Below are 19,615 nucleotides of genomic sequence, written 5' to 3'. Positions count from 1 at the left end.
GCAGCTTTACACAAAAATCGCTGTTATAAATACATGTGTCCCGTCTGTTATGGGGGAGGATATATCTGAGATTCTTTCGGATTACGATGTAATTGCAGTTGATGTCGCAGGGTTTCGCGGCGACTTTGACTGTGGGTGGAAATCCGCAATAAAAGCTCTTAACCCCGTATGCGATAATGCAAAAGAGACTGTAAATATAGAAGGCATCTGCTCTCTTGACCCTTTTTACAGGGGAAACTTAAACGAGGCAATGAGACTTCTAAACCTTGCAAAAATTTCTGTGGGAACCACATTTTTCCATGACAAATATGATGCCGCAACGAACCCTTCAAAATATTCCATATCCGTAAATCCTGACTACAACACTGACATTGCAGAAGAGACATTTGGAATTTTAGGTCTTTCTGCAACTGAATCCACATTTTCAGAACTTTTGAAAATATTTCCGGATGCGGATTTGGATGCGGTTTTGAGTCTTACAGAGGAGGCAGATGAGATTATCACAAAAGCGGGCGATAAATTCCTGCGAAAATATGATCCCCCGCGTGCCGCCGTATTCTCAACCGGAAGCTACACAGAATTTGCGTGCGATATGCTTGAAAAATACATGGACGCAGACATTGTCTGTGCAGGTGCAAGGAACAGGGATATAAAGACAGAAACAGGTCTGTCAGCAGAGATTACAAACAATATCAGACCGATTAAATCGGCAATTGATAACGAAAATCCGGACATTATCATAGGCTCGTCATTTGAATATGCAAAATTCCCAAAAATTCCTTTTGTCGGCCTCACATTCCCGATAAGGCACATAAAGATGCTCTCTCACATGCCGGTTGCAGGAGTTGAGGGGAGCCTTTATTTTATGGAATCTGTAATAAACAGCTTAAGGCCAAAAAAAGACTGAGATAATTTAAAATCTGTTTTTTCTTTTTGTTTTTTAAATTTATTATTCCATCATCGTTTTGCAGTTTGGACACATCATCTGCTTTGTGCCTTCCTTTCTGGGCATCGTGCATCCGCAGGTTTTACATTTATATGAATCATTTATTCCGGAATTTTTTGGTTTGGGAGCGAAATTTCTTCCCATACCAAATCTTTTGGATGATATGATGCTCTCACAGTCAACACACTCTCCCCCGCCTGATAACATCTTATCAACAGCCTGTTTTATTGTGGTGTCTTTAACAATGTACTGCTTAATCCCGGATTTATAGAATACCTGCGTAGAAGCAGTACCAAAGTCGCCTGCGACAACAGCATCGGCACCGAGATCCACAACCGAGTCAGCCGCAACAATCCCTGCACTTCCGGGAAGATCCACTGCCGAGTTTGATATGACTCTGCTTGACATTGCACCGTCCTCACCGAAATCCACCACACAAAATGCACTGCATCTGGCAAAGACCGGCGATACATAATCATCAGGACTTCCGTTTCCCCTTCCTGCTATAACAAGCCTCTTTAACGACACACAAATTCCCCCTAAAAAATATCTGGTTATTTGTTTTTAATTTTTGAGTTCTTTCCATACATGCACAAAGCGCTGGGCCGCTGTAAAATGACCCAGTATCCCGAATATTACAAGAATCCATCCGAGAATGCTCATGCCATATAGTCCCGCGGGCAGGATTACTGTGAAGATTCCGGCTGCAATCAGAAGAACAAGCCTGTCAGCACGCCCTAAAATCCCGCCGTAAAACCTCTTTGCACCCACTGCCTGTGCCTGTGTACCGAGGTATGAAGCCATTAATACTCCTGTAAGGGCAAAAACACCCACAGGCCACGGGGCAAGACTGCCTGCAAATATACCGCAGATTATGAAAATATCAGCATACCTGTCAATGACATGGTCCAAAAAGTCTCCATGCATACTTGCAATATTCATCTCTCTGGCAATTGAGCCGTCGATTGCATCAAAAAATGCATTTAAAAACACCAGAACAACAGCATAAAAAACCCAGGACTTATAAAATGCAAAACCTGCCGCAATTGCGGCGATAAATGACAGTATTGTGCAGGCGTTCGGTGTGAGACCTATCTTTATGCATGCCCGTGCAACAGGAGTTATTATTCCCTTAACATGCGGGCGGTAATTGTCAAGTGTCATATATCAGTCCCCAAAAATTCCGACCAGTCGGTGTTTCCATAAGAAGGCGGTATCTTTCCCAGCATAAAATCCTCAATCTCCTTTGCAGTCTCCTCTACATTAATATCGGTTGTGTCAGTCTCAAAAATTCTATCATCCGCATGACATTGAAGAGTTTCTATTAACACAGTATCAAGAGCCTCTGCCATTGCATTTTCAGATGCTTTCCCGGGCGAATATCCTCTCTTTAGAAGACGTTTTTTTAATACATCAGGTCTGCACCTTAGGATTACAACACGGTCGCACGGCAGAATATGAGTTATATGTCCTTCTATTATGCCGTCAACGGGCTTAAACTCCTCTGCCCACAAGTCCTCATCAATTACCGCAGTATCCCTTTTGGTATCCTCAGAGAGAATGTAGTCCTTTGCAGTATCATTCTGGCTGGCCACATTATACCCTTTCTCCCTTAAAATATCAGAAACAGCGGATTTTCCTGTGCCGGGAGTTCCGGTAATGCAGACCATCATGATTTCATATCTCTTTTATTGCCTTTAGGAAGAGTTCATTCTCCCATGATTCCCCTATACTCACTCTGATATAGTTATCACCGAGTATTGGAAAACTTGCACATGAACGGACAATCACTCCTCTCTCTGCAAGCTTTATTACAGCATCATCACTCTTCATTGGCGATACATCCATCATTACAAAGTTTGCACCTGTGGGATAAACAGGGTATTTAGATTCATTCTCAAAACGGCTGCGCCACATTTTTACATGTGATATATAACCGGACACATATTCCTCATCTGACAATGCACCTGTTGCCGCTGCGAGTGATACAGAATTCAGGGCAAACGGAGTCTGTGCACGAAGATAATACGGCTCATACCAATCAGGAACAAAACCATATCCCACTCTCATTCCGGCAAGTCCGAATGCCTTTGACATCGTCCTTCCGATTATTAGATTGTCATAATTTTCCATGAGAATCCTGTAGTCGGTATCGCAGAAATCTACATATGCATTGTCCAAAAAGAGCATGCAGTCTATATTCTCAAGGATATACTCAATATCTGATACAGGTGTCACTGTTCCGGTAGGATTGTTGGGTGTGCATAAAAATGCAAGTTTTGCATCTTTGCACCCTTTTACAAAACTCACGGGATCAACAGAGAAATCATCGTTTCGTCTTAGGTTTATGACCTTCCCCCCCTGGGCCGATACTGCAAGGTTATAGAATGAAAATGTCGGGGTGCTTATACATACCTTGTCGTTACAGCCTACAAATGTCCGGATGACGTTTTCAATAACGCCGTCCATACCGACGCCTGTCACAATATTAAAATCACCGTGATACTTTTTCAGCGCGATTTTCAGAGACCCTGCAGTCTCGTCAGGATAGCGGTTTAAATTCTCTGCTGCCACCTTTGCATTTTCTATTGCCTTCGGGGAAGGAGGGTTGGGATTTTCATTGCTTGCAAGACGGGCGGGATTTTTAAATCCTGCCTCTTTTGCAATATCAGCCGCCTTTGTTGCAAATACATAGCCCTCTTTCTCAAAGATCTCTCTAATCAGATGCTTCATTTATAACACCATTTAGAATCCTGCATGCAGTCTCTATCTCCTTTTTTTCTATTGTAAGCGGAGGAAGAAGACGGATGGTATGTTTTCCGGTGGCATTCACTAAAACACCCTTTTTCATGCACTCATCCCTTACATCAGTATTTGAGCCTTCGACATCAAGTCCAACCATAAGGCCGCAAATCCTTGGATCTTTATCAGAAAGGCACTTCTTAAAGAGTTCTGACTTTTCACTTACCTGCGGAATAAGATCTTCTAAGACCTCAACAGTCGCAAGACCTGCCGCACACACAAGGGGACTTCCGGAAAAAGTACTCCCGTGCTCGCTTTTTTTAAAGAATAATTTTTCACGTGCAACAATTGCACCCATTGGAAGACCACTTGCAATTGCCTTTGCCATAGAGACAATATCAGGCATAACACTCGTATTCTGATAGTAGAACCACTTACCGGTCCTCCCAAAACCGGTCTGAATCTCATCGCAGATAAGAAGAGCGCCTGTGTCATCACAGATCTCCCTGATACCTTCATAAAATCCTGAAGGTGCGGGAAGAATACCTGCTTCGCCCTGAACACCTTCAACAATAACGGCTGCCGTCTCATCTGTCACAGTCTTTCTAAGACCGTCAAGATCGCCGTAATCCACAAATGAACATTTCGGGCCGAAATCCGCAAACGGTTCCCTTATCTCAGGCTTGTATGTTGCCGAAAGAGGTGTACTGATTCTCCCGTGAAAAGCATTTTTAAAGGCTACAAACTCTGTTCTGTCGGTTTTTAACCTTGCAAGCTTAAGTGCCGCCTCATTGGCCTCCGCACCGGAGTTGCACATGAAAACATTGCCATTATTTATGCCCGAGATTTCAACAAGCTTTTGTGAAAACTCCTCCTGAAGGACAGGATAATAAAGATTAGAGGTATGAATCAGCTTTTTTGCCTGACTGCATACTGCATCGGTAACAACCGGATGACAGTGTCCTGTGTTGCATACCGCAATTCCCGCAACACAGTCGAGATACTTCTTTCCCGAGTCATCCCAGACATAATTTCCCTGTCCTTTGACAAGTCTCAGACTTCTCTCGGTAACAGGCATAAAACTTTTTTTTGCTTCCATAATAACCCCCGTTGTTCCCGGATTATGCAGTCTCTTCAAACGCTTTTTTAATGACTGCAACACCCTCTTTTATCTCATCCTTTGAGATGATCAGAGGCGGTACAATACGGATTGTTCCATGCGATGCACAGTTAACCAAAACCCCGTTCTTTCTGCAGATTGCGGCAATGTCCTGACAGCGCTCTTCACCAGCAGGAATTCCTATCATAAGACCCATACCTCTTGGGGATAATCCAGCCAGACCTTCCATAAACAGTCTGCTCTTCTCAGGAATATCTGCAATATTCTCCTCTATTATTTTTATTGTTGCAAGTGCCGCTGCACAGGCCAGAGGGCCGCCGGCAAACGTGCTTCCGTGCTCACCGGAAAAAAATGAAAGCCCGTCACGTGCAACTATTGCACCCATTGGAAATCCGCTTGCAATACCCTTTGCCATAGATACAATGTCGGGCAGGATCTTCGTATTCTGATAATAGAACCATTTTCCTGTCCTTCCCATACCGGTCTGGACCTCATCACAGATCATAAGAGCGCCTTTCTCATCGCAGATCTTCCTGATACCTTCATAGAAGCCTTCTGGTGCAGGCACAATACCTGCCTCGCCCTGGATTCCCTCAACGAAGACTGCCGCAGTGTTCTCATCAACTGCTTCTGAAAGTGCTTTTAGATCCCCGAATTCTACGAATTTGCATTTAGGTTCAAGAGGTTCAAATGGCTCTCTCAAAGAGGATTTGTGGGTAACAGCCACTGTTGCCATCGTCCTTCCGTGGAATGCATCCACAAATGCCACAAAATTTTTCCGGCCTGTCCTGACCCTTGCAAGTTTTATAGCGCCTTCATTTGCTTCTGCACCGGAATTTGAAAGAAAAGCACGTCCTCCCGGCAGACCTGACATTTCAACAAGCTTCTTTGCAAGCTCTCCCTGGTGCGGGACATGATAGAGATTTGATATGTGGATCAGCTCTCTTGCCTGACCACATATTGCGTCAACCACTTTGGGATGACAGTGACCTGTGCTGCATACCGCAATACCTGCAACCAAATCAAGGTATTTATTTCCGTCTTCGTCCCATACAGAGCAGCCGCTGCCCTTTACAATCTTTAGATCGCGCCCGAAGGCCTTCATGAAATACAGGTCTTCAAGCTCCTGTGAACTTAATTTCTCTTCCATTTTGATTTCACTTCTGAAAATTTCAGTTATTTTTTTTGTTTTTTCCGGCATTTGCCGGAGAAATATTCACTAATTTATCTTTTTTATTTATGCAGATGAATTTATGGTTTGATACTAAGAAAAATAATATTTTTTTGCCCGGATATGCCCGGATTTTTTATTTTATTATTTTCCGTAATCACTCATACTCGATTGTTGCCGGAGGTTTTGGAGTTATATCATATACAACCCTTGAAACACCGGGAATTTCTGCTGTAATTCTTGATGCAATCTTATGCATGGTCTCCCACGGAAGCTCAACAGGCTCTGCTGTCATTGCATCACGGGAAGATACTGCACGGACTGCAACTATCCAGCCGTGAAGGCGGACATCGCCCTTAACACCTGTGCCAAGACCGATTACAGCTGCAAGGCACTGCCAGGGCAGGAACTTTTCAACAATTTCCTCCTCTGCAATTGCATTTGCCTCACGCACAATCCCAACCTTCTCCTCTGTGACCTCACCTATACAGCGGACTGCAAGACCGGGACCCGGAAAAGGCATTCTGTGCTGAATCTCAAGAGGCATCTTGAGGGCTCCCGCAACATCGCGGACTTCATCCTTGTAGAGATCGACTAAAGGCTCAATCAATCCCTCAAATCCGATATCGTACGGTAAACCACCGACATTGTGATGACTTTTTATTCCGCCCTCACTCTCAATTATGTCAGGGTAGATTGTTCCCTGAAGAAGATAGAGAGCACCTGTCTTTTTGGCCTCACGCTCGAAAATTCTGATGAATTTTTCGCCGATTATCTTTCTCTTCTCTTCAGGATCAATAACACCCTTTAAAGCGTCTAAAAATTCGCTTCCCGCATCAACGGTCAGGAGATTTAAGTCTGAGAACATCTCCTTAATTCTCTCTGTCTCTCCCTTTCTCATAAGTCCGGTGTCGACATAGATAGGCATTAAGTTATCACCAATTGCACGCTTTGCAAGCTCGGCGCAGACAGATGAGTCAACACCACCTGAAAGTGCCATTACAACCTTTTTGCCATTAGATTTCTCTTTTATTTCCTCAATTGCCTTTGCGATGAATTTTTCTGTATTTACCATGTATAAACCTCTTTTTTATATATTATCAGGATTTTATAGAGATAATTTTCACTTACCCATTCTCTTATTTGCACACGCTTCCACAAACCCGAGATACGGGGGTGACGGATGTGTCGGGGTCGATTTAAACTCTGGGTGGAACTGTGTCGCCAAAAAGAAATTTTTGTCAGGCATCTCACAGGATTCCATTCTGTTTCCACATGAACCTGAAAATATGAGTCCTGCCTCTTCTATATTAGGTACATATTCAGGATTTACCTCATATCTGTGACGGTGGCGTTCGACAACCTGGGTTGTGCCATAAAGTTTCCCGATAATTGTGCCGGGTTTAATATCCAGGGTGCAGTTGCCAAGCCTCATTGTACCTCCAAGGTCTGAAACATCCTCCTGTTCGGGAAGGATTGCAATTACATGCCTGCCTTCGCCCATCTCTTCCGAGAGTGCATCTTCCCAGCCAAGCACATTACGACAGAACTCAACAACAGCGAGCTGGAATCCGAGACAAAGACCAAGGAGCGGGATGTTATTCTCACGTGCATATTTTATTGCACGAATCTTACCCTCAATTCCACGTTTTCCAAATCCACCGGGGATTAATATACCGTCAACTTCTGCAAGAACGCTGTCCTCATAATTCTCGGCATCCACCCATTTGATGTCAACCTCGGTAAAAAGACTCCTTCCGGCATGCTTTAACGATTCTTTTATTGATATATAGACATCCTCTACACCGTATTTGGATATGATTGCAACAGATGCCCTCTTTGTATATTCCCGGCTGACAATCCTGTACCAGTCGTTGTTTACCGGCCTTTCCTCAAGATGGAGGAGGTTTCTTACAGCATCTGCAAGACCTTCCTTTTCCATCTCCATTGGAACTTCATAAATGTCTTTTGCAGTTGCGGCGGATATTACAGCCTTCTGCTGAACGCCGCAGAAGTCAGAGATCTTTTTCTTTGTGGATGCATTCATCACAGTCTCGCTTCTTCCGACTATGACATCAGGATGCAGACCAAGTTCGCGCAGAACTTTTACAGAATGCTGCGTCGGCTTTGTCTTATGATCACCCATGTTGTCCTCGGGAACAAGTGTCACATGCACAAGAATAATGTCCTCCTTTGGCATTTCACCGACCATCTGACGAACAGCCTCCAAAAACGGCATGCTCTCAATATCGCCAACTGTTCCGCCGACTTCAACCAGGCAGATTTCAACATTTTTGCCGTCTTCTTTCTGGTAATTTTCAGCCGCGTTTCGAATGAATTCCTTAATCTGGTTTGTTATATGCGGAATTATCTGAACAGTTGCGCCGAGATAGTCACCGTGCCTCTCCTTTTCGATGACTGTCTGGTAAACCTTGCCTGTTGTGATATTGTGATCAGACGTCAGACATATATCCAGAAAACGCTCATAATTTCCAAGATCGAGGTCAACCTCTCCGCCGTCTTTTAAAACAAAGACCTCACCATGCTGGGCAGGATTCATTGTTCCCGCATCAATATTCAGGTACGGATCAATTTTTACAGCAGTAACCCCATATCCTCTGTTTTTCAGGATTCTGCCAATGGACGCAGTTGTGATGCCTTTCCCAAGACCGCTCATCACACCGCCTGTAACAACTATATACTTCAAGACACCCTCTCCAAAGATAAATATACTAAATACTATGTTTTTGAAAGGAAATAAAATGACGGATAGCTGATAAAAAAATGTGGATGACAGCAGGATTATAATACCGCAAACGATGCAGTCGTCCTTGCAAGGATATTTGATTCGCTGCCATCAGAATAACAGAATCCTTCAACAAAAATAATTTTCCTGCCGCGTCTTATGACTTCTGCCTTTGCAAATATCTTCCCGTCACGAATTCCCTTATAAAAATTTGTGTTCTCGGATATTGTTGCAATCCCCTCATCCGGATTTAGAAGAGTGCAGACAGAAAGTGCCATCGCCTCATCTATTAAGGAGACATAAACTCCTCCCTGAAGCCAGCCAACGCCGTTTAGCATATCAGGCCTCACCTGCATTGAAAGAACTGCTTTTCCGTCTCCAAAACTTTCTGCGTCAATCCCCATCAGGCAGAAGAACGGATTTGCCTCCCTTCCCCTCTTTTTAATCTCTTCGGGATATGTCATCTTAGTTATAAAATTTATTCTGACAGTAAAAATACACTCCTGAAATTATCATAATTCGCGGCACTTTTCAAAGATATCAGACAAAAGAGACCACCCCGGCAAAACTACATCAATAATATTATGGTAAATACAAATCCACTATTTAAAATCAAAGAGAGATAAAAGAATAATTAGATTTTTAAAATGGTGAATATTATGAAAGTTCTGATGGTTATTGCTCCTAAAAGATATCGTGAAGAAGAATTTGAAACCCTTGCAAAAATTTTTGAGGAAGCAGGCGTTGCATACGATGTGGCATCGACACAGACCGGCCCTTGTGAGGGAATGATAGGCGGAGATCAGGCTGCCTCACTTTTAATTTCCGATGCAAAGGAAGAGGATTACGACGGAATCGTAATCATCGGCGGTCTTGGTGCAAGCGACTTTTTGTACAAGGAAGACTCCCTCATGGAACTTATAAGGAATTTTAACGCTAAAAATAAAGTTGTCTCAGCAATATGCCTTGCACCGGCTGTTCTTGCAAGAGCAGGTGTATTAAAAGACCGGCAGGCAACAATATTTGCAAGCCGTGCAGGTCTTGAACTTTTCAAACAGGCCGGCGTCAGCTATGTTGACATCCCAATTGTCTCAGACTTAAATATTGTAACTGCAAACCACCCGACAGTAGCAAAAGGTTTTGCAGAGACAATTTTAGAAAAACTCGGCTGCTAAAAAATCCACCGACACTTAAATGGACTCAAATCAGGATTTTAAATGTACTCTAGTAGTACCGGCATACAACGAAGAGAGAAGGATAGATAAATTTCTCTCTGATATTTTATCATACAGAGGCCCTGTAATCTTTGTGTGCGATGGCAGTGACAAAACGGCTGAAATAGCTCTGGCTTTTGCACAAAATAATCCGGATCTAAATCTTAAAATTCTAAAATTTTCAGAAAGACTGGGTAAAGGCGGAGGTATAATTGAGGGAATTAAAGCCTGTGAGACTGAATATGTCGGTTTTACCGATGCCGACGGCTCAACCCCTCTCCCGGAATTAAGAAAACTCTTCTCATACCTCAGGGTTTTTGACTGCACAATAGGATCCAGATGGCTCAGAGATTCCAAAATCGGGAAGAAACAGAAATTTTTCAGACGCCTTGAGAGCAGACTTTTTAATCTCTCAGTAAGATTACTTTTCCGGATGCCCTTTTCAGATACACAGTGCGGCGCAAAAGTCTTCAGGAAAAAATCCGTCGATAGAATTTTACCGGATGTCAGATCAAAAGGATTTGAGTTTGATGTGGAGATTTTGTATCTGCTCTTAAGGGGCGGTTTTTCCATAAAAGAGATCCCGATATCCTGGAATGACATGGAAGAGTCCCACGTCGGAAGTTCTGACGGTGTGGGAATGCTCATAAACCTTTTAAAAATCAGGTTCAACAGATGACAGGTATTTAGCATGAACAAAAAAGTTTTTGTAACTTCCATAAAGCCGGATACAGCAGTCGATTCACTTTTTGTAATTGAAAATCCTTCGCTGAGAACAGGCAAAAAAGGAAAATATATTGCATGCAGCATATCGGATAATACAGGAAAGATTTCATGCAAAATATGGGGCGGATACAATTCAGGAGTCTCGGAAATAGAGAAAATTCACAAAAATATCCTTGAATATGAAGGTCTTGTATTCAGAATTTCCGGAAAGGCTGACAGATACAATAATGAACTCAATATTAATGTAAACGACGGGATTGAGCACCTTAAATCTCCGGCAGATATCAAAAATATGGATGAGGGTGATTACATCTACTCACCTGCCGATATCGGAGGCAATAAGAAAAAGATCACAGCTCTTGTCGAATCCATACAAAATCAGGGACTAAAAGACCTTGTATCAACAGTCCTGAAAAAATCAGACGGTTTTTTCCAAAAGCCTGCCGCAAAGACAAAGCACCACAACTATACCGGAGGCCTTGCCGAGCACTCACTTGAGGTAGCAAAGATTGCAGAGTCTTTGGGAGATAATCTTGCAGGTGTCAGGCTTAACCGGGATATTCTTCTGGCAGGTGCAATTCTTCACGATATAGGAAAGTGCGACTCATTTGAGAAGAAGGGTCTTTATTACGCTCCAAATCCTGCCTACTCACTTCTGGGACATATCACTCCTGCAATGCAGACTCTTTCAAGATACACATCGTTTGTTGATTCCGACACATACCAGGACCTTCTTCACATCATCCAGTCGCATCACGGAGAATATGGTGATACGAGGCCGCAGACGCCTGAGGCATGGGCGGTTCATTTTGCAGACAATATCAGCGCAACCATGCATGAGATATCAGAGGATTTAAAGTCCGCAGAGTCAGGGGAGCTTTTATGGGGAAAAAGAATGGACGGATTTGTATTCAGGTCCAAAAACAGCGAAGAAGACTCTCCTGATGATAACACTGACACAGAAAAACAAAAAAAGCAGAAGACTATCTCAGACTGCTTTTAATTTTTTAAAAATATTTATTACCATTAAAATTTATTTTTCGCCTGATAATGTCTTTACTTCTCCCGGGCATGAACCACGACTTTTTCTTAATTTATTATCACCTGAAAAAACGCATTAACTTCAAAAATATTCGCAGTCAAAGCCAGATTCTTAAACATTCAGGATAAAGATGAATTCTGATAAATAATAATCAGGGGATGTAAAAAAGATGGCTGAAAACAACAAAATGAAAATTCTTACAGTGCTTCTTGCGGCAGGAGTCGTGGCGGTTGCAGGGATATTTGCATACACCCTGCTGCCGGGCCTTATGGGGGATGTATCCGCTCCGGATGATATAATTAAAGTGACATCCGAAGAGGAATTAAAGGTATTTCTCTCTGAATATCAGAAGACATACGAGCAGTCTCCGGTGGATTACTTAATTGGCGGTTTTGTCGGCAATCAGAAAACTTCAGTTGACGGGGTTATATATGAAGAGTCTGCCATGAGAGATCAGGGGATTATGCCTCCGGTACCTGCTCCTATATCATCAGGCTCAGAAACAAACTCCGCCTCTGACTACTCAGAGACAAATGTTCAGGTAAAAGGTGTTGACGAACCGGATTTTGTTAAAAACGACGGGAAATACATATACATTTTAAGCGGCGGAAAACTTGTAATTGCGGACTCCTATCCTCCAAAAACCGCATCAGTCGTTTATGAGGGAGAGACCGAAGGATACCAGGCTGATTCGCTGTTCCTAAACGGAGACAATCTGGTCATATTTACACAGGATAACGTTGAAAACTGGATTACACCTAAGGGCAGTTCAGCGCCGGTTCCCGTTTCAAAGCAGGTAACAAAAGCAACAATCTATGATATCTCTGATCGGAAAAACCCGGAGATCATCAGAACCATCGAACTTCCCGGAACATATGAAAACGCAAGGATGACCGGCGACTACATCTATGCAGTAAGCAGGGGTCAGATTTCCGGATATGATAATATTGAAATGCCGGTTGTCCGCCAAAACGGCGTTGTTGTATCAGAGCCTGCAATCTGGTGTCCGCCTGTCTATGACTATAACTTCATAACGCACACAGTAACCTCGTTTAACATAAAAAATAATGATGATCCAAAATCCGAGGCATTTCTGACAGGATATGACAATACACTGTATGTCTCACCTGACAACATCTACATGGCATACTCAAGGTACCTGCCACAAACCCGCGGCACTTTTGTTATGGAGGAGGAGGACTCTTTCTCAGCAGGTGATGAAAAGCAGAATACCGTAATTCATCGCTTCTCAATTGACAAAGGAGATGTAAAATACAGGGCAACAGGTGTTGTTCCCGGGACACTTCTTAATCAGTGGTCACTTGATGAATATAACAAAAATCTCAGGGTTGCAACAACTGTAAGCGGATACGGGAAGGGACAGTCCTATATGTATAACAATGTCTATGTTTTAGACAGCAGTCTTGATATTACAGGCAGACTTGAGCATATTGCGCCGGATGAGAGAATATATTCGGCACGCTTCATGGGAGACCTTCTCTACCTTGTCACATTCAAACAGATTGACCCGTTCTTTGTAATTGATCTCTCTGACCCAAAACAGCCGGGAATTTTAGGTGAGTTAAAGATTCCGGGATACTCCGACTACCTTCACCCGTATGATGAAAATCACATAATTGGAATCGGAAAATCAACCGATGAGAACGAATGGGGGGGCGTCACTGCAGGAGGGCTTAAAATTGCACTCTTTGATGTAACAGACTTAAACAACCCGAAACTTGTGGATGATGTAATAATCGGAGCATCAGGAACAGATTCTGAGATTCTTCGTGATCACAGGGCGTTTTTGTTCGACAGAGAGAAGAACATACTTGTAATACCTGTCTTTGAGATTACAAAAATACCTGTTGAGGACAGCCGTTATGAGAATTCATACTCAAGAGGCAGCTGGAACGGTGTTTATGTATTCGGAATAAGCCCTGATTCAGGTTTTAGTCTGAAAGGTAAGGTTGAACAGAGCGAAACTGATAACGACAGATACTGGTACGGTGGCGATTCTGTTAAACGCTCAATATTCATGGACGATTATCTCTACACAATATCGGATGACAAAATTGCGATGTCTGATTTAAACCACCTCGGGGAAAAGATAAATGAGATAGAGCTTCCTTTTGAGGATTATTACTATCCATATTATGGATGAAATACATTGAATCAAACCCTTTTTTTGAATGATTTTATCTAATCTCCAGCAAATAAAGAAAATTTTAGCATACAATTTTATATTTTCATAAACTGCTTATGCCATAAAAACAGAGAATCTAACGGGGTGCTGTTGCAGGCATACTTGTAAATTCTTTGAGACTGCAGCGGCTGAGATTATACCCGTATAACCTGATCCGGATAATGCCGGCGTAGGAAGTCAATTTTAGCTCTCAGCCTGCGCATTATCCGCCTTTATTCAGGGAGGATAATAACATGGACTTAGAAGTTACAAAAGCAATAACAGACAGCTGGTTTTTAAGACTTAAAGAAAATCTTGACGTTGATGTGGCCATTACAGGAACAGGCCCGTCAGGACTCATTGCCGCATTAAGACTTGCAGAAGCGGGGTATAAGGTCTCAATGTTTGAGAGTAAACTCTCCCCCGGCGGAGGCATGTGGGGCGGGGCCATGCTTTTTACATCGGTTGCAATCCAAAATGAGGCCGTATATCTTCTTGATGAGCTTGATATCCCGCATAAGAAATACAATGAAAATCTAGTCATATGCGACAGTATCCTTGCAACATCTGCACTGATATATCAGACATCAAAAGCAGGAGTTGTAATTCACAACGGCATGAGTGTCGAGGATGTTGTGTTTAATGAGAACAGAATATCAGGAGTTGTTGTCAACTGGGGCCCGGTTTTAAGAGAAGGACTTCATGTCGACCCCCTTTCGTTCAGGGCAAAAATTGTCGTTGATGCAACAGGCCACCCGTGCGAGATCTCGGAGACAGTTGCAAAAAAGAATGATATCAGACTTAACACTCCGACAGGAAAGGTCTCGGGCGAGCGTTCTATGAATGTCTGCGAAGGTGAGGCAGAGACTGTTCTAAATACAAAAGAGATATATCCCGGACTTTATGTCTGCGGCATGGCAGCAAACGGGGTATTTGGATCACCCCGGATGGGACCTATATTTGGCGGGATGCTGCTTTCCGGAGAGAAGGTCGCAAAACTTATAATTGAGGATTTAAAGTGAAAAAATCTGATTTTGGACTTTACCTGACAATCACAAACCCTTCCCTTACCTATACAGAAATTGCGGAGATTGCTGTCAGATATAAAGTAAAATATCTCCAGTTAAGGGAAAAAGAGCTCAGTGACAGGGATATTCTTCTTGCAGCAGAAGAGATTATGAATGTTACAGACGGCACAGAAACACGGTTTGTGATAAATGACAGGGCAGACCTTGCATATTTATGTGGTGCAGACTGCCTCCATCTCGGTCAGGATGACATCAGTCTTTTGGATGCCAAACAGATCTGTGTGGATAAGGTCAGGGAATTCGGACTCTCAACCCATAATCTGTCACAGGTAAAGGAGGCAGTCCTGCAAAAACCGGACTATATCGGATTCGGGCCGGTTTTTAAGACCACGACAAAGAAAAAACCGGACCCTGTTACAGGAACAGAACTGATAAAAGAGGCAACAGAGATTGCAGGCGGTATTCCGGTTGTTGCAATCGGAGGTATAAATTCAGAAAATTTATACGATGTTCTCAGTGCCGGTGCAAAAAATGTGTGCATGGTCAGACATATGATGGAAAGCAACTTTCTGGAAAAAAGAACGGCTGAAATTGTTGAAATTATAAACAGGAGAGGATTTTTAAATTAATCAAAAATTTCCGGTTATTTCCACTATTTTTTTTGTAGTACCCTTCTTTCACAATACTGTTTAGAACAATTTATACTTCCGGCGGACAGAGAGATTTCTTAACAATGCCATCTGTTTCGGATTATATCAAACTGGCCGCTGAAGAGAGTATTATAAAGGAATATAAGGATTTTGAGATGAAAAAACCGCAGAAAGCGGTTTTAAACATCGCGGTTACATCAAAACGCCTGATACTTTACGGTATGACAAAAGCGGCTATGAAAATGAACAGACCTTCCCTTACTCAGGAGATGAGAATAGAAGATGTAAGAGGTCTTGAGATATGCGAAAAAAAGCCGCAGAATATTCTGGTAGCGATATTGGGAGGATTAATATTTTTAACAGGACTATATGGATTATACAGCCCGACGACATCTTTCTTCTTCCCGCTCAATGCCGCATTAAAAAACCAGGTTGACGGGGGAATTCTTGTCGCGGTACTTGGAATTATTGTCTTTTTAATATCGTTTGTCGCAGGCTCAAAGGAGACTGTAATTATTCTTAAGGGTAAGAATGATAACTTAAACTCCGGAATTTTTAATGAGAAGACAAAAATTAAATGGGGAAGCGAATCCCAGAAAATTCTCTGCGAACTGGGTTCCGTAATTCTCGGGGTCCAGCAGAAAACAGATGATGAGACCGAAGGGACATATGAGGCTGACTCATCAAATTACGGAGATTATGATGATGTTTTTGAGGGGTCCGAAGATTTCCGCGATGATGACACAACTGAGGATTCAATAAAAGAAGAAAAAAAACAGGAATACACAGACACATCTGATTTTCCCGAATATTACGGCGAAGAGGAAAAAGAAGAGAAAAGAGACGATTATCTCTTTTGATATTATCACTTTTTTTAAGCTTACAAAAATATTATTTTATTTTCGTCTGATTCTTACAGAATCCGCGTGCGCAACAAGCCCTTCCGCATCGGCAAGAGTCTCCACGACATCGCCAATCTCCTCAAGTCCTTCCCTTTCAATTATCTGAACTGTTGATGTCTTGCAGAAGTGGCTCACATTAAGCCCGGAATAAACTTTAGAGTATCCTGCGGTTGGTAAAACATGGTTTGTGCCGGATGCATAGTCCCCGCATGCAACCGCTGCATACGGCCCTACAAATATAGAGCCTGCATTTCTGACTTTGTTAAGTACTGAAAGTGAGTCTGTTACCTGAATTGAAAGGTGCTCGGGTGCAATCTCATCCATTAATTTAATGGCGTCGTTTATTGAATCCGCAATTACATATCCTGAATTTTTAAGAGCGGATTCCATTATCTCCCTTCGGGGTGCGGCGTAAATCTGCCTTAAAACCTCTTTTGAGACACTCTTTGCGATTTTCACATCAGTTGTCACAAGAACGCATGCCGCATTTGGATCATGTTCTGCCTGTGCAAGGATATCTGCCGCAATAAACGACGGATTTGCAGAGGAGTCTGCTATTATTCCAATCTCTGAAGGGCCTGCCGGAAAATCAATCTCGGCATGGTCGCGAAGCTGCATTTTTGCCGCCGTCACATAAACATTCCCGGGGCCGACAATCTTGTCAACAGGCCTGATTGTATCTGTCCCGAGTGCCATCGCCGCAACTGCCTGTGCTCCTCCGGTGCGGTATATCTCGGATACTCCCGCAATATCAAATGCAACAAGTGTAAGCGGATTTACAGGCGGAGGTGTGCATGCACAGATCTCCTTTACACCGGCAACCCTCGCAGGGACTGCGGTCATAAGGGCAGTTGAGGGATATGAAGCGCGGCCGCCGGGGACATAGCATCCGACCCTCTCAAGAGGAGTTGTCTTAACCCCGAGTGTTACTCCCGGACATATCTCACGAAGCCAGAGGTCATCTTTTTTCTGATACTCATGAAACTCGGAGATTCTCGCTTCTGCCTCGATTAAACTCTCAACCAGTCGTGTTTCAACCTCATCATATGCAGCTTCTATTTCCTCTTCTGTAACACGAAGTGAATCAAGTTCAATATTGTCAAACTTTTTTGCATACTCAAAAAGCGCCTCATCCCCTCTTTCTTTAACATTGCCGATTATTTCAGAGACACTGTCCTGTACACCTAAAAGATCCTTTCTTCTGCCACCAACCCAAGTCCTGACATCCAGCTCATTAAACATATAAACCTGTACAGGTTTTTGAGCCATACCGGAATTAAAGTTTGCAAAACCGGATTGAAAAAAATAATTTTATTACAAAAAAAGTTCAGGATTTTTCAGCCTTTCGAAAAAAATTACAGGAATTCTCAGCTCAATTCAGCATCCCCGATGATCTGACGATATATATTTATCCCCGGAGTTAATGCAAATCCCCTTCTTTTAACGCAATATAAATTGCCTCTCTGAGTTCCTTAACTTTAAAAGGCTTTTTTAGATAAGCTGACGCGTTTATGTTCATACATTTTTCAAGAGTCTCATCATTGCTATATGCAGATATAAAAATAACAGATGAACTACATTTATCCTTTATTTCCCGGGCAGTCTCTATACCATCCTTATTTCCATTTATTTTAATATCGGCAAGAATTATATCAGGAAAACTTTTTTCTGCAATCTTTATTGAATCAGAAAAATTAGAGGTTATTCCTGCAACTTCATAACCAAACGATAAAACAAGCATTTTAAGAGACATCGCCACGATGGCTTCATCTTCAATGATTAGGATTTTTGCTCTTTTTGAGGACATGAATAATCTTTTTTCCTGAGAATTAATACAATAACACAATTTCTCTTTTTTATTTTCCTGTCGATATTTTTTTCTTTTCAAATTCTTATTTTTAAAAGAATATATACTATTTGAATAGAGGGGGGGGGAGAGGGAAGTTTCATTCTGTGGCATTATCTTTTAGAAATGAGATTTTTAAAATTTTTATTTAAAAATAAAAAAATATATTACTTTTTTGTTTTTTTATTTGAATAATTTTTATTTGAATAAGTATCAAACATTTTATCGCGCAAAATATGAGATCTTTTTAATTTTGTAAACCTAATATGATTTACAAATAGTACGAAACAAATGAATAAATCAAAATGGTTTAATTGCAATAATTTGTTAATATAAATATATGATAAAGAAATCTTTCTTTGCAATTCTAATCTCACTTGTTATATTTGCAGTGCTTTTCTCGGGGTGCACTGCACAGAGCAGTCCGGCCGGGTCGGATGCATCGCAAACCACACAGGCGGTTTCTGAAAAAGAAGCTCTTCTGGTTTACTGCGGTGCAGGTATGAGAGTCCCGATGGAGGAAATAGGAACAGCATTTGAGCTAAAAACAGACATTCCTGTGACATACAATTTTGCAGGCTCAGGCCAGCTTCTTGCACAGATGGAACTTACACAAAAAGGCGATATCTACATGCCCGGTGCAACATTTGACTTTGAAAATGCAAAAAATAAGGGATTTATTCAGGATGAAGCCCTTATCGCATACCACATACCTGTAATTGCAACACCTAAGGGAAATCCTTCAGACATACAGTCTCTTGATGACTTTACAAAAACGGGAGTCAGGGTTGCACTCGGCGAAATGAATACCATGGCTCTCGGTAAAATTGCAAAAAGCATACTCAATAAAAGTGGTCTGGAAGAGGGCGTAATGCCCAATATTGTTGTGGAGAGAGCAACAGTGAATGAACTTGTAACTGATGTTACACTGGGAAATGCTGATGTGACAATTATCTGGGAAGATCTCTACAAACCTGAAAACATGGAAATTATCTACATACCTGAAGATAAAAACGTAATCAAAATAGTACCTGTAGGCTCCCTTACATTCTCAAAGCAGCCGGAATCTGCAAAAGAATTTGTTGATTTTGTGGCATCAGAAACCGGGGGAAAAGCCATATTTGAAAAACACGGATTTACAGCCTATACCGATTGAAAATATGACAACTAACATCCATTTTTTTGTCAGAAGTTTCAAAACTACAAATAGTGCTGTAGATATTGAGGCAGAAATCAGACCATGAAAACTCTTCCGGCACAAAAATCAAATTTATTCAGATTTTTCAGGTGAAATAAA

At 42.1% G+C, this 19,615-nt stretch carries 20 protein-coding genes and 1 riboswitch; of the genes, 9 read left to right on the top strand and 11 right to left on the bottom strand.

Going from position 1 to position 19,615, the window contains the following annotated elements; genetic code table 11:
- Nucleotides 1-907, top strand: a 907-nt coding sequence (locus tag ACTB1O_RS09485; RefSeq protein WP_462994894.1) for a nitrogenase component 1, incomplete at its 5' end; no start/stop codon positions are given.
- Between the two features lie 42 nt (nt 908-949).
- On the opposite strand, the gene ACTB1O_RS09480 is transcribed toward ACTB1O_RS09485, so the two are convergent.
- The 9 genes from ACTB1O_RS09480 to ACTB1O_RS09440 all read right to left on the bottom strand — a co-directional run bounded on the left by ACTB1O_RS09480 (nt 950) and on the right by ACTB1O_RS09440 (nt 9,189).
- On the bottom strand, nt 950-1,474 hold the full coding sequence (locus ACTB1O_RS09480) for a NifB/NifX family molybdenum-iron cluster-binding protein (RefSeq protein ID WP_462994893.1): 525 nt from the start codon (nt 1,472-1,474) through the stop codon (nt 950-952).
- 36 nt (nt 1,475-1,510) lie between these two features.
- Entirely contained in the window at nt 1,511-2,110 is a 600-nt protein-coding gene (locus ACTB1O_RS09475; RefSeq protein WP_462994892.1) for a CDP-alcohol phosphatidyltransferase family protein, read from the bottom strand.
- The gene (locus ACTB1O_RS09470; protein WP_462994891.1) at nt 2,107-2,619 is read right to left on the bottom strand and encodes an adenylate kinase family protein; all 513 of its coding nucleotides are present in this window, start codon (nt 2,617-2,619) and stop codon (nt 2,107-2,109) included. The genes ACTB1O_RS09475 and ACTB1O_RS09470 overlap by 4 nt, the downstream gene beginning before the upstream one ends.
- Nucleotides 2,620-2,623: 4 nt before the next feature.
- Nucleotides 2,624-3,679 (bottom strand): pyridoxal phosphate-dependent aminotransferase, encoded by a 1,056-nt coding sequence (locus ACTB1O_RS09465; protein ID WP_462994890.1) that lies wholly within the window; start codon nt 3,677-3,679, stop codon nt 2,624-2,626.
- A complete protein-coding gene (locus ACTB1O_RS09460; protein WP_462994889.1) occupies nt 3,663-4,787 on the bottom strand; it encodes an aspartate aminotransferase family protein in 1,125 nt (374 codons plus the stop codon). Before ACTB1O_RS09460 ends, ACTB1O_RS09465 begins: the two co-directional genes overlap by 17 nt.
- A 22-nt stretch (nt 4,788-4,809) precedes the next feature.
- A complete protein-coding gene (locus tag ACTB1O_RS09455; protein WP_462994888.1) occupies nt 4,810-5,958 on the bottom strand; it encodes an aspartate aminotransferase family protein in 1,149 nt (382 codons plus the stop codon).
- Between the two features lie 178 nt (nt 5,959-6,136).
- Nucleotides 6,137-7,054: a glutamine-hydrolyzing GMP synthase gene (gene guaA, locus ACTB1O_RS09450; RefSeq protein ID WP_462994887.1), complete on the bottom strand. Its 918-nt coding sequence runs from the start codon at nt 7,052-7,054 to the stop codon at nt 6,137-6,139.
- Between the two features lie 48 nt (nt 7,055-7,102).
- On the bottom strand, nt 7,103-8,686 hold the full coding sequence (locus ACTB1O_RS09445; RefSeq protein ID WP_462994886.1) for a CTP synthase: 1,584 nt from the start codon (nt 8,684-8,686) through the stop codon (nt 7,103-7,105).
- 95 nt (nt 8,687-8,781) lie between these two features.
- Nucleotides 8,782-9,189: a PaaI family thioesterase gene (locus tag ACTB1O_RS09440; protein WP_462994885.1), complete on the bottom strand. Its 408-nt coding sequence runs from the start codon at nt 9,187-9,189 to the stop codon at nt 8,782-8,784.
- A gap of 195 nt (nt 9,190-9,384) precedes the next feature.
- Between ACTB1O_RS09440 and ACTB1O_RS09435 the strand changes: the two genes are divergently transcribed.
- From ACTB1O_RS09435 to ACTB1O_RS09405, 7 genes are all read left to right on the top strand, one after another.
- Nucleotides 9,385-9,900, top strand: a complete 516-nt coding sequence (locus ACTB1O_RS09435) for a DJ-1/PfpI family protein (protein ID WP_462994884.1) — start codon at nt 9,385-9,387, stop codon at nt 9,898-9,900.
- Nucleotides 9,901-9,919: 19 nt separating this feature from the next.
- Nucleotides 9,920-10,618 (top strand): glycosyltransferase, encoded by a 699-nt coding sequence (locus ACTB1O_RS09430; RefSeq protein ID WP_462994883.1) that lies wholly within the window; start codon nt 9,920-9,922, stop codon nt 10,616-10,618.
- Between the two features lie 12 nt (nt 10,619-10,630).
- Nucleotides 10,631-11,668, top strand: coding sequence for an HD domain-containing protein (locus tag ACTB1O_RS09425; RefSeq protein WP_462994882.1), 1,038 nt, complete (start codon nt 10,631-10,633; stop codon nt 11,666-11,668).
- 208 nt (nt 11,669-11,876) lie between these two features.
- Nucleotides 11,877-13,871: a beta-propeller domain-containing protein gene (locus tag ACTB1O_RS09420; protein ID WP_462994881.1), complete on the top strand. Its 1,995-nt coding sequence runs from the start codon at nt 11,877-11,879 to the stop codon at nt 13,869-13,871.
- Nucleotides 13,872-13,983: 112 nt separating this feature from the next.
- A riboswitch (TPP riboswitch) is annotated at nt 13,984-14,106 on the top strand.
- Between the two features lie 40 nt (nt 14,107-14,146).
- Entirely contained in the window at nt 14,147-14,914 is a 768-nt protein-coding gene (locus ACTB1O_RS09415) for a sulfide-dependent adenosine diphosphate thiazole synthase (protein WP_462994880.1), read from the top strand.
- Entirely contained in the window at nt 14,911-15,549 is a 639-nt protein-coding gene (gene thiE, locus ACTB1O_RS09410; protein WP_462994879.1) for a thiamine phosphate synthase, read from the top strand. Before ACTB1O_RS09415 ends, thiE begins: the two co-directional genes overlap by 4 nt.
- Before the next feature lie 104 nt (nt 15,550-15,653).
- Nucleotides 15,654-16,430 carry a hypothetical protein gene (locus ACTB1O_RS09405; RefSeq protein WP_462994878.1) on the top strand — a complete coding sequence of 259 codons (777 nt, stop codon included), beginning with the start codon at nt 15,654-15,656 and terminating at the stop codon, nt 16,428-16,430.
- A gap of 36 nt (nt 16,431-16,466) precedes the next feature.
- Here ACTB1O_RS09405 and hisD read toward each other — a convergent pair whose 3' ends face one another.
- Together hisD and ACTB1O_RS09395 are read right to left on the bottom strand one after the other, a co-directional pair.
- Entirely contained in the window at nt 16,467-17,714 is a 1,248-nt protein-coding gene (gene hisD, locus ACTB1O_RS09400; RefSeq protein WP_462994877.1) for a histidinol dehydrogenase, read from the bottom strand.
- A gap of 178 nt (nt 17,715-17,892) precedes the next feature.
- On the bottom strand, nt 17,893-18,432 hold the full coding sequence (locus ACTB1O_RS09395) for a response regulator (RefSeq protein WP_462994876.1): 540 nt from the start codon (nt 18,430-18,432) through the stop codon (nt 17,893-17,895).
- A gap of 226 nt (nt 18,433-18,658) precedes the next feature.
- Between ACTB1O_RS09395 and modA the strand changes: the two genes are divergently transcribed.
- Entirely contained in the window at nt 18,659-19,474 is an 816-nt protein-coding gene (gene modA / locus ACTB1O_RS09390; RefSeq protein WP_462994875.1) for a molybdate ABC transporter substrate-binding protein, read from the top strand.
- Nucleotides 19,475-19,615: the final 141 nt, after the last annotated feature.

Source organism: Methanomicrobium sp. (assembly GCF_055145805.1).
The sequence above is the reverse complement of the archived record's forward strand: the minus strand, read 5'-3'. Positions and strand labels throughout refer to the sequence as shown.